7 protein-coding genes are annotated in these 11600 nt (G+C 67.1%); 5 read left to right on the forward strand and 2 right to left on the reverse strand.

The features are described 5' to 3' along the window. Positions 1–10: 10 nt before the first annotated feature. Positions 11–562 (reverse strand): hypothetical protein, encoded by a 552-nt coding sequence (locus tag NUW13_03035; GenBank protein ID MCR4438005.1) that lies wholly within the window; start codon positions 560–562, stop codon positions 11–13. A gap of 730 nt (positions 563–1292) precedes the next feature. On the opposite strand from NUW13_03035, the gene NUW13_03040 reads away from it, so the two are divergent. The 5 genes from NUW13_03040 (at position 1293) to NUW13_03060 (ending at position 10962) form a co-directional block, all read left to right on the forward strand. Continuing rightward, positions 1293–2006: a hypothetical protein gene (locus tag NUW13_03040; protein ID MCR4438006.1), complete on the forward strand. Its 714-nt coding sequence runs from the start codon at positions 1293–1295 to the stop codon at positions 2004–2006. A gap of 1487 nt (positions 2007–3493) precedes the next feature. Further along, positions 3494–6367, forward strand: coding sequence for a DEAD/DEAH box helicase (locus NUW13_03045; GenBank protein ID MCR4438007.1), 2874 nt, complete (start codon positions 3494–3496; stop codon positions 6365–6367). Next, positions 6313–7956 carry a DUF1998 domain-containing protein gene (locus NUW13_03050; GenBank protein ID MCR4438008.1) on the forward strand — a complete coding sequence of 548 codons (1644 nt, stop codon included), beginning with the start codon at positions 6313–6315 and terminating at the stop codon, positions 7954–7956. The genes NUW13_03045 and NUW13_03050 overlap by 55 nt, the downstream gene beginning before the upstream one ends. A gap of 664 nt (positions 7957–8620) precedes the next feature. Next, positions 8621–9943 carry a M28 family peptidase gene (locus NUW13_03055; protein ID MCR4438009.1) on the forward strand — a complete coding sequence of 441 codons (1323 nt, stop codon included), beginning with the start codon at positions 8621–8623 and terminating at the stop codon, positions 9941–9943. Further along, the gene (locus tag NUW13_03060; protein MCR4438010.1) at positions 9895–10962 is read left to right on the forward strand and encodes a hypothetical protein; all 1068 of its coding nucleotides are present in this window, start codon (positions 9895–9897) and stop codon (positions 10960–10962) included. Before NUW13_03055 ends, NUW13_03060 begins: the two co-directional genes overlap by 49 nt. A gap of 306 nt (positions 10963–11268) precedes the next feature. On the opposite strand, the gene NUW13_03065 is transcribed toward NUW13_03060, so the two are convergent. Further along, a partial coding sequence (locus NUW13_03065; protein ID MCR4438011.1) for a hypothetical protein occupies positions 11269–11600 on the reverse strand: 332 nt, incomplete at its 5' end.

Genomic DNA, 11600 nt, shown 5'->3' on the forward strand with positions numbered 1-11600 from the left:
CTTGAATTCGCTAGAGGAGTGGGAACAGGATCTCCGCTCTCGGATCAATGGGGTTTACCTCATCGGTGAGGTATGCCCTGACCAGGCGGAAGTCAAGGCGGTGGGGCGTCTGATCGGCGAAATGGTGGAGCGGGAGGGGTGGGCAGAGGCCGCCCGTATCCTGCGGGAGCGATACCCCTGCACGTACGCCGTTTTTCTGGTCGCCATCGGGGCCAATTACTACGAGGAGGGCGCATTCTGGCAGGCCGTCCGGTACACCACCCGCCTCCCCATCCCGCCGATCCAGACCCTTGAATGGGGCCGACTCTTTGAGGAAATCGTCCGGACCCTGCCCGTTGCCCAGTTCCCGCCCCTGCGCGGCCACCGCTATCTCGGGCCCATCCTGGCCCACGGCGGCATCCCCGATTACTGCCTGGGGGATTTCTTTGACCACTTCCTCCAGCCGCTGGTTGCCCGCCCGGAGTTCGCCGTTCTCTCCACCGAGGAGTTCATCCAGCAGCGCCTCCGCCAGGCCAGCATGGCCTATGTGGCCGACAGGCCGGTCCTGCGCTTCCTGGAACACGGGGGCCCGCCGGCGGTGGACTTTGTGGAGCGGTGCCGGGAAATGGCCCTCCGGTTTGACGAGCGGGGGGAGATCCCCCCGCCGGAAGCGGTGGGGCTCCCGCCCCGGATCGTGCGGGAGTATCAGGCCTGGCTGGAGGGCCGCGCTCGCCCCTCCCTCCGAAAGCGGGCCGTCTACCGCAGCCCAGTGCTGTTCCTGGACCCCTGGGGGTGGGGGCTGGCCCTCCGTCTTCCCCCTCAGCCGGCCCTGGCCGCGCAGTCGGCACAGGTCCGCTGGCGGGTCTCGCCGAGCGACCCCACCGGGATTCAGCAGGAAAATACGGGCTGGCAGACGGCCTCCCGCGTCCCCCTGACCCAACCGGCTCCCGAATACCGGGTATCCCTGATGCTGGTGCGAGCCGGGGAGACGCTGCGGGAATGGCGGATTCCCGGGATCACCGAAGAGCGCCCCCTCCTGTGGTTTGATCCAAAGGGCGGCCGGTTGATTCCCTCCCCGGAAACCCTTCCGGGCGCCCGCCTGTGGGTCCTCCGCCGCCCCGACGTCGTCCTGGAGACAGACGCACCAGAAGCCCTGTGGATTACCGAAGAATTCCCCCGTCAGCCCTGGGCGTGGGGAGACTTCGTCGGCGAGGAGGTGGACCTGAGCCGGGCTCGCGGCCTGACGGCGCGCTGGGAGGACCGCGCTCTGGAGTACGTCGCCCTGAGCGGGCTCCAGGACGAGCCTTCCCTGGATGGGGGCGACCGCCTGCCGGTGGAGGACGGGTATCCGCCCCTCTACGTCGGAGCGCCGCATCTCCGGCACCCTGGCCGACCTTCGGCCGGAGTTCAGGGAGGGAAAGGCCGCCCTGGACCTGCGGGCCTGGCTGGGCGACGCGCCGAGGGGAACCTACCGGCTGAAAGTCCGGGGGCCCCTGGGGCGCCGGGCCGACCTGGCCTTCCGTATCCTGCCCATGCTGGAGATCGTTGGACACGAAAGGCTCTACCTGCCGGAGGAGGCCCGGGAGGCCCACCTCCTCGTGGAGACGGATGCCCACACCGAATTGACCCTCCAGCCCGGCGCGACCGACGCACAGGTCACCCTTCAGGAGGAAGAGGGCACGCGGCGCCTCTACAAGGTGACCGTCGGGGTCTCGCGCGCCGACTTCCCCCTCCGCTTGGCGCGCCGGACGGACCGGGGCGATTCCGTGGACGTGCCCCTCTGGGTGCCCATCCGCCGCCTCAGCTGGATGATCGTCCTGAGCCGGGAGCAGGCGCTGGCTCCCAAGTGGCGCATGGCCCCGCTGCGGCTCCCGCTGCACGCCCTGGAAAAGGCCCGGGAGCCCTTCCTGCTGGTGGACCTCTTCGGCGGGGCCGGCGAGAAGCTGGAGGTCACGCTTTCCCTGCAGGACGAGGACGACGCCGTCCTTCAGGAACAGGAGGGCCGGGCAACCCCATATCCGGTTTGACCTGACGGCCTTCCTGGACACGCTCCGCCGGTCTTCCTCCCTCCTCGCAACGTTCCGCCTGAACCTGCGCGGCCTGCCCGACCGCAAGGAGGCCTCCTTCCCCGCCCTCCAGGTTACCCGCCGCTTCGTGGTCCATCGGGCCCAGGTGGAGAGCGCCGTGGTCGGCGACACCTTTCACCTCCGCCTCCGCTGGGAATCCCCTGTTCGGGTTCGCCACCGCCTGGCGCGCCTGTGGCCCGTCTGGCGGCCGTGGGAGCCGCCGCTGCAGGTGCCGATACCGGATGCACAAGTGGACGAGTACGCCCGGTGCCTCCGAGCCACGGAGCTGCCACCTGGGAAGTACTTAGTCGAAATCGCGGTGGGAAGTCCATGGCAGGAGACCACCCCTTCCTTGCGCCGCGCTCTGGGTAACGCAGGAGCTTCACGAGCCTTCATCCCTGGAGACGCCCAGGCAAGACGGCTCCAACAGCTCGCAGACGCCGTGGCTGCAGAGGGCCTTTCTTTCGCTCTGGCGGCAGAAGCCGCCTGCATGGGGTTGGATGCCGGCCTGGATACCCTCGCTCGCGATGCCTTCGAGTGGTGCTTGCAGCACCCCCGCGAAGCAGACGTCCAACAGACACTCGCTCTACTGAATGTCGTCGCCGACAAGCCAGACCTGGCGAGCCGGTTGCGAGCAAGAATGGCGGAACCGCAGCAAGTCCAACGTCTGCTTGCTGAATATCGCACCGGTGCCGCAAGCGAGGACGTGTATCCGGAGTACCTAAAAGCTCTCCCAGCTAGCGCTCCATGGCCTGTTGATACCTGCGAAATGCTGCTCGACTGCGATGCGGCCGAGACCAGCGCCGAAGCGCTCCAAGAGTTACTCGCCAGAAAGTGCCCGAAAGGCATCCGGACAATTATTCAGAGGCTTCGCCAGGGCGCTCTGTTACAGGGAGACGTCCTCAACCTCCTGGACCAATGTCTCAATGAGGCGGTAGAATTGCTCGCGGATCAGGTCAATGAGCCTGAGGCTAGAGTGCTGATGGAAGAACTTCAGCGCAGACATCCCGATACAGTGGCCGTCGCCCTGGCTCGGCCAGGCTACTGGGTTCCGTCTGTAGCCGGGTGGGGCCGCCTGGAGCGCATAGAGGCCGCCGAGGGGGGCCGGCTTGAGGACTTTGCCCGCCAGTCCGGAGCCGGGCCTCCGTCTCCACGTCCTCCTGCGGGCCCACGACCGGAAACGTTCGGAGAAGATTGTCATCCATCCGGAGGAGGGGACGGTCCACTTTCCGGACGCGAGACAGGTTTACATATGTGCCAAATGTCATCGGTTCGCCTCCCAGGACCACACCCGGGTCACCGAGGAGCACGAGCGCGCAGTCCACGAGGGGATTGGCCCGAGATTCATGAGCGCTCCGCCGCCCCTGCGACATCCCGCTCCTCTAGAATTCCGGGCTTCCCCGCCGCCCCAGCCCTGGGAGTAAGTGCGCCCTGCAACGGAGGTTCCCGTGCGCCTGCACCCACTGGAAGTCGCCGACCGCATCCGGGACGATTACACCCGGTACCTGCAGACTATCTACTTCTTCCGCGGCCCCTCCCTGCGCCGTGAGTTTCGGGAGGCCCTCTCCGCCCCCGACTTCCTGGCCCGGGGGCCCATCCTGGAGGCCGCCGCCCCCTTCCGCCTGGGCCGCTCCATAGAGGAGATGATCCGCGACGGCGTCCTCCATCCCGGCTTCCGGACCCTCCGCTCCGACCCTCTCCCCCTCCACCGTCCCCTCTACCTCCACCAGGACCGGGCCATTGAGAAAGTCGTCGTCGGGGGCCGGAACATCGTCGTCGCCACCGGCACGGGGAGCGGCAAGACCGAGGCCTTCCTGATCCCCATCCTGGACCATCTCCTCCGAGAACAGGAGGCCGGCACGCTGGAGCGACCGGGCGTCCGGGCCCTCCTCCTCTACCCAATGAACGCACTGGCCAACGACCAGTTGCGGCGGGTTCTGGGTTCGTTCCCGGCCATCACCTTCGGCCGCTACACTGGCGAGACGGAGGAAGAAGACGGGAAGGCCGAGGCCCGCTTCCGGGATCAGTTCCCCGATGAGCCGCGCATTCCCAACGAACTGCTCAGCCGCCACCAGATGCGGGCCTGCCCTCCCCACATCTTCCTCACCAACTACGCCATGCTGGAATACCTCCTCCTCCGGCCTCAGATCTGCGAGTTCTTCGACGGAGAGTCCGGCCAGCACTGGCAGTTCATCGTCCTGGACGAGGCTCATATTTACAGCGGCGCCGAGGGGATAGAGATCGCGATGCTTCTCCGCCGGCTGAAAGACCGGATTGTGCGGAGCGAGCCCGGAAGGTTACGCTGTATCGCCACCAGCGCGACCCTGGGGCGCGGCCGGGAGGACTTCCCCGCCATCGCCCACTTCGCTGCGGAGATTTTCGGGGAACGGTTTGAATGGGCCGACGACGACCCGGCACGGCAGGACGTGGTAGAAGCAGAACGAGAGACGGCGACCACGCTGGGCGTGCGCTGGGGGGAAGGCTCGCCGTCCCTCTACATGGCCCTGACCGATGCGCTGGATCGGAACGACCCGCCGGAGACCCTTGGCCGCCTGGCGCTGGAGGAGGGGGTCCCGCAAGACGTGGTGGAGCGGGCCCGGACCGGCCCCGAGGAGGCCCTTCTGCTCCCCACCCGCTATCATCTTTTCGCCCGTGCGCTGCAGGGCGCCTTCGTCTGCCTGAACGAGGCGGCCCATCGGGAGGGCGGCATCGCCGCCGGAAAACCCTTCCTGTTCCTGAACCGCCAGGAGTCGTGCCCCCACTGCGGCGCCCGCGTCTTTGAACTGGCCGCCTGCCCCCGCTGCGGCACCGCCTGCCTGATCGGGCGGGAATCCGGAGGACACCTGCACCAGCCCACCACGCAGGACGAGATGAGCCCCTGGCTTTCCTACTTCATCCTCACCGAAGGGGTCCCTCCGCCCGACGAGGACGAAGCCGTTGCCTCTGGTCAAAGCCCCGAGGCGCTGGAGGAAGAGGGAGCCGAACCCTACCGGCTCTGCGTGGGATGCGGCGCGCTGGCCCCCGCAGAGCAGGGAGCCACGGTCTGCCGCTGTCCTCCGGGGACCCCCTCCGTCCGCATCCACCGGGTCCGGCGGCGGTGGTCCGACACCCAGGCCCTCACTTTCTGCCTGGCCTGCGGGGCACGCAATCCCTCCGGCGTCGTCTACCGCTTCCTCACCAGCCGCGACGCCCCGGTCAGCGTCCTGGCGACCACCCTCTACCAGTTGCTCCCCCCGGAGGCGGAGGGGCCGGCCCGTGACCTCCCCGGCGCGGGCCGCAAACTCCTCACCTTCTCCGACAATCGCCAGGACGCAGCCTTCTTCGCCCCCTACGTGGAGCGCACTTCTAGCCGCGTCCTCCGGCGCCGCCTGATCCTGAAGGCCGTTCTGGAGGATGAGGGAGGACGGTCGGGCCGGCTCCGCCTGCACGACCTGGTTGACCGGGTCCTCCGGCACGCCGAAGAGGCCAACTTCTTCACCCTGGAGCAGGGGTACGACGAGCGGCGGCGCACCGTCCGCAGCTGGCCGACCCAGGAACTGATCGCGCTGGACTACCGGGTCGGCCTGGAGGGGCTGGGCCTGGTCGCCTTCTGCCCCGTTCGGGCGCCCAACTGGTCTCCCCCGCCCCAACTCCTGCGGCGGCCCTGGAACCTCTCGCCCGAGGAGGCCGGGGGCCTGGTCTGGCTCCTCCTGGACACCCTCCGGCGCCAGGGGGTGACCACCTATCCGGAGGGGGTGGACCCCCGCGATCCGGCTTTTGCGCCGCGCGCGAAGGAGTTCTTCGTCCGGGAGAAAGAGGGGGACGCCCGGGCCGGCATCTTCGGCTGGCTCCCCTCCAGGGGAAGCAACCGTCGGCTGGACTTCCTGGCCCGTCTCCTGGAACAATCTGCCGGTCTGGAGGGCGAGGAGCGGTCGCGGGTCGCCCGGAAGACCCTCCAGGGGATATGGCGGCACCTCACCGCATCGGGGAGCCCCTGGCAATCCCACCTCCCCGCCGAGAACCGCCCCCGGGTCGGCGTCGTCTACCGGCTCAACTACCGCCTCTGGGAATGGGTCGCCGCAGCCGACGGGGCGCCTGCTCTCTACCGCTGCAACCGCTGCCGGGCCGTCTCCCCGGTGAGTCTGCGCGGCGTCTGCCCCTCCTATGGGTGCGACGGCATGCTGGAGCCGGTGGCCCCCGACGACCCGGTCTGGCGGGAGAACCACTACCGCCACCTATATCTTCATCTCCTCCCAGCTCCCCTCCGGGCCGAGGAGCACACCGCCCAGTGCGGCCTGAAGAGGCGAGCAAGGTTCAGGACCGCTTTGCCCGGGGAGAAGTGAATCTGCTCAGTTGTTCCACCACCTTTGAACTGGGCGTGGACCTGGGCAGCCTCCAGGTCGTCCTGATGCGCAACGTCCCGCCCACCACGGCCAACTACCTCCAGCGGGCTGGCCGGGCCGGGCGGCGGACGGACACCACGGCGGTTGCACTCACCTTCGCTCAGCGCCGCTCCCACGACCTCAGCCACTTCGGCGACCCTGCCCGCCTGGTGGCTGGCCACATCCACCCGCCCATGGTGGCCGTGGAAAACGAGAAAATCGTGCGCCGACATGTCCATTCGGTCCTCCTGGCCACCTTCTTCCGCTGGGCGCGGGACGAGTACAGCCGCCTCTTCCACACCGTGGGGGACTTCTTCGCCCCGGAGGAAGTGCCAAGCGGCCCCGACCTCCTGCGGGCCTACGTTGCCCGGCGACCCGAGGAGGTGGCCGAGGCCCTCTACCGGATTGTGCCCTCCCCGCTCCACACCGTCCTGGGCCTGCGGAACTGGGAATGGCTCTCCCACCTGAGCAATAACCAGGGGAATGGTATCCTGGACCTGGCAACTGGGGAAGTGGTGGGCGACCTGGACCTCTATCGGCGATTGGAACAGCAAGCGGCCGCGCGGCGGAAGTACCGGGAGGCGGAGCGCTACGCCGAGGTCGCATGCACCGTCCGGGGACGGGAACTCCTGGGATTCCTGGGCTCCCGCAATGTCTTCCCCAAGTACGGCTTCCCCACCGACACGGTGGAACTGCGTATCGCCCATGTTCAAGACCGGGAGGCTGTCCGGCTGGAATTGCAGCGGGATCTGGGGGTCGCCATCGCGGAGTACGCCCCGGGCGGCCAGGTCGTGGCGGCCAAACGGATCTGGACCAGCGCGGGCATCTACCGGCCGCGGGGGCGGAACTGGCGCATCAAGCAGTACGCCGTCTGCCCGGAGTGTGGACGCTATCACAGCGCGCCGGAGCGGTTGCCTCAGAAAGCCTGCTCCGTCTGCGGGGCTGCTCTATTCAGCGGTCGGCACCGGCTCTACGGGCAGTTCCTCATCCCCGAGTTCGGCTTCCTCGCGGCCCGAGAGACCACCGGGCCGGAGCAGCCCGTGCGACAGGAGCGGGACCCCGACCATCGGGACCCTCGCTCCGGCCGCTCCTGCGACGGCCGCATTCAGACCTACCACCTGGGCCGCGAGTTCGTCACCGACGTCCTGGAACTCCGCTTTGAGGGGATGCTGGGCGAGCCGTCGGACCGGAGCCTCTGGCTCTCCGTCCTCTACGCCCTGCTGGAGGGGGCCAGCGAGGCGCTGGGCATCCCGCGCGAGGACCTCAACGGCACCCTCTACCCCTATCCTGGGAGTCCCAGCCCAGCGCTCATTCTGTTTGACGACGTCCCCGGCGGCGCGGCACTGGTGCAGCGGATTCTGGAGGGCCCTGTTCCAGTCTTCCGGGCTGCCTGGCGGCGGGTCGCCCGCTGCGAGTGCGGCGAGGAGACCAGTTGCTACCAGTGCCTGCGCAACTATTACAACCAGTTCTGCCACAACAACCTCTGCCGGGGCCGGGCCCGGGACTTCCTGCGGGACACCCTTACCCAGGCCGGAGAGCGCCCCTCCTGATGGGCACAAACGGCCGCGACCATAGCACAAGCTCTACTCGGCCAGCGTGGGCTCCTTCGGCAACAGGTAGACGGTCCCCAGCCATGTGCCCCAGCGCAACCGTCTTCTGTCCTCGCAAACGTCTTGACAGTTTCCTCGCAGAGTTGTCCATTGCCACCACGTGGTGGCTCACCGGCAAAGTGTCGCATCGGGGGGACAAACATGGCAAGGCATCTCCTGAGGGTTGCTGCCGTCCAGCCAGCCGTGGCGGGCGCGCTGCCCTGCACTGCCGCCAGCCCAGCAGCCCGTGAGGTGATCGACCCTGAACAGACCCGCACCACGCGCAGTGCAACAGACGCCAGGCGCGAGTCTACCGAGGAAGGGTCGCTTTACCTCGTCGGGTCCTTTGCAGGCAATCAAGACTGGCAGACAAAGGTGGTGGCCCCCCGGCACCTCTCTGGCTGAGCGCAGGAGCGGCAACGCCTTGCGGCGCCTTGTTTGCCGACGAGGGGCAGCCGCCGATTGCTCGAGAAGCACCTCCAGCACGACAAGGTTCGGAACTCCCCCGTGCGTGCGGCGATGTGCGCCCCGCCGCTGGGCAATGGCGGACCACAAGGGGGACTTCGTTGCCGAGAGCCGGTCGCGGCCTGGTCACCAGCTGCGGGAGGGCAAAGGGAGGCAAAGCATGACTCTTCCATGCTATTCCAGAAAACGGTTAGTGCGGGCCGTGTGCCTGCTCGTCGGCTGCACTCCGGCTTTGACCGCCCCGGCTGCAGGCCAAGAACTTTACCCCTGTGCGGATAGCATCTACGCCTCTATTCACCACTTGAGCGAGGCTATCGGCCCACGGCCCATGGGCTCGCCGGCAGAGCGGGCGGCCCTGCACTGGGCTGTGGCCACATTCCGTCGCCTCGGTGCAGATAGCGCCTACCTCATGCCTTTCCGCAAAGTGCCACAGGCCAGCGCTCACCTGAATACCACCAGTGGCAACGCCCTCGGGCTGTTCCGTGGCGCGAGCGACTCGCTCATCATCATCGGCGGCCACATCGACTCTGCGGGGCCGGAGGTGCCGGGAGCCAACGACGACGCCTCCGGCGCGGCCACTGTCCTCGAGCTCGCCCGGGTGTGGAAGGACCGCCCCCGCCGCTACAGCATGCTCTTCGTGGCCTTTGGCGGAGAAGAAAGGGGACTATTGGGTTCCACCTTCTTTGCCGAGCACTTTCCGGACCTGCCCAAGGCAAAGCGGATGCTTTCCTTGGACATGACTGGAGCAGACGGGCCCATCGTGCCCATGTTTGAGGCCAAGGGAGCCCAGGCTCCTAAGTGGCTGGTGAGGGATGCATTTGCGACCCACGCCCAGCTCGGCCACCACTTGCTCTTTTACCCCACGCACTTTACCACCCTGAGCAGTCTGGGCAAAGGCGCCGGCTCCGACCATGAGCCTTTTCTCGCCAAGAACGTACCGGCCATCGACTTTACGGTCGGTTTGAACACCTCTCCGATCCACACGCCGCAGGACAATATCGCCGCCATCCGCAAGGAGAAGCTGGGTCAGTACGCGCGCTTTGTGGACGCGCTGCTCCTGCACTGCCAGAACCAGGGCGTGCCCAGCTCCACCAAACCTCGGTTTATGCCGTTTCAGGTGGGCGGCAGGTTGCTCTTTGTGCCATGGTGGGCAGTAACTGCCGTGGTCGTGGGCGCGCTGCTGCTGGCACCTGTGTCACCGCTTGTTGCTTGGCGCGCTCGGCTGCGCCTGCCGCGACAGCAACGCGCAAGGTTCACCTGCCTAAAGCTTTTGGTGCTCTGGGTCTTCGTGGTCCTCTGTTCCCAGGCGGGCGAGGCATTGCTCCAGGAGCTTCTTGGGCTGAGCCATGCCTGGGTGGTGCACGTCTGGCCTACGTGGGCTACGCGGGCGTCTGCGCCGTGGCAGGCCTGTGGTTGGCGTTGCAGAGCACTCGCGTGTGGCGTTTCTCGCAGGACCCTTACGTCCACAGCCGTTTCGCCCTGATCCTCCTCGCTGTGATGACCGCTGTTCTCCTCCCACTGAGCGCCAGGCTTGCCTTGTACCCGGCAATGGCTCTGTTGCTCTTGGCGCTGGCTGTGCTTGTGCCGCTGCCGCTGGTGCGGGCAGCGCTCTGCTTGGCGGCGCCGCTACCGCTTTTGCGTCTGCTCCTGATGGAGGCTCTCCCCATGGGCGCCCGCCTCTTCGCGCACAGTGCTTACGCGGTGGACACCTTCTGGCGCTCGTTCGCAGTGACGGCGTTGCTCTCCGCGGTGCTGGCCGGTTGGCTCGTGCCGGTGGTTTTTGTGTTCGGCTACATGGCCAGGGCCATTCCCGGCCTTTCTGGCGCCCTGCGGTCGGTTCGACGCGTTGGCTTCGGGGCGGTGCCCTTGGTGGCAGTGGTGGGCTATGGGTTGGTGCTCTCGCGGCTGCCCGCCTACAACCAGACCTGGCGTCCCATGGTGCGCGTGACCGCCGAGTATCGGCTGCCGGAGAAGCGGAGTGTGCTCCACTTAGCCAGCAACGAATACCTGCGCGACGTGGAGGTGGAAGTGGATGCCCTCTCACGGCACTATCGCGGCAGAGTGAACAGCGATTCGCTGGTGGTACCATTCACTGCCAACTGGCTGACGGTCGAGGGCAGCCAATGGGTGCGTCACGGCGGCAGCGACACGGTCGCGGTCGGTTGGCGCATGAGGTTTGCGCGCGCGCCGTACAACCTCGCCGTGAACATCACCGCGGACAGCGGCAAGGTGGACAGCGTCGTCTCGGACCTTGCTTTCCGCAAGGGCAAACGGGGCCTGTTCTTTGCCTGGAGCGCCTGGCCAAACTCTCCGGTTGAGCTTCGTGCCACGCTGGTGGTGCGCCGGGCGACGATGTTGGTGCGCCACGTGACCGCGACCTACACGGAGTTGCCGTTGCCGGTAGTGGTCACTGCACCCGAGGCAGACGTCATCGCCCGCACGCGGGTGACGTATGTGGACACCTTGCGCCTGCTGCAAACGTCGCCCTTGGCCGGAGAGTGAGCAGGCTCTGCCCCCCTTAAAGGAGGTGCGGATTAGGTGCGTTGCAACTGGGCTCGGCCAATAACGGCCTGTGCGAAGCTGGGCTTGCGCTCCGCACACCGGCATCGTCCCCGCAGACACCGGACGCATGCCGGGAGCGCGTGGCCGGGGGGTACAGAGTACCCAGCGACTTTTGGGGCAGTTTTCGCCACCGGTGCGGGTGAAGGCCAAATAGTCTAGGCGGTGCCGTCGCGGAGTTTTTTGTGGGCGAAGGCGGGCTGATGGGGAGATAGACGAAGATCGGACGTGGTCGGGCAAGACTGTCTTTCATTTTTGAGGTATGAGCTCGTAAATGAGCTGTGAGGCCCTGAGGGGGATTTTGTCGAGGATGATGGGTGGTAGGAAGGGCCATGAAGCAAGGGCCTCAGGCATTCTGCTTTGCAGGAATTGGTAGGGGGTGACGCTGCGTCCGTCGGGGTACGGCAGGCCGCGATGGGGACGAAGGAAGTGGTGGAACAGGAGATAGGTGCCGGTGTTGCCCGACAGCTCGCGCTCGCAGGTGATGGGCTCGGTCTTGTAGAGTTCCTGCTCGATGCGGCCGTGCAAGCTTTCCACGACGCCGTTGCAGCGTGGGGTGGCTACCGGGATGGTGCGGTGGG

This window comes from candidate division KSB1 bacterium, from assembly GCA_024655945.1.
Classification (GTDB): domain Bacteria; phylum Zhuqueibacterota; class Zhuqueibacteria; order JANLFK01; family Oleimicrobiaceae; genus Oleimicrobium.

Coding starts and splice junctions, on each gene's coding strand:
- NUW13_03040 (MCR4438006.1), top strand. CDS start 1,293: ATGGGGGCGACCGCCTGCCGGTGGAGGACGGGTATCCGCCCCTCTACG.
- NUW13_03055 (MCR4438009.1), top strand. CDS start 8,621: ATGACTCTTCCATGCTATTCCAGAAAACGGTTAGTGCGGGCCGTGTGC.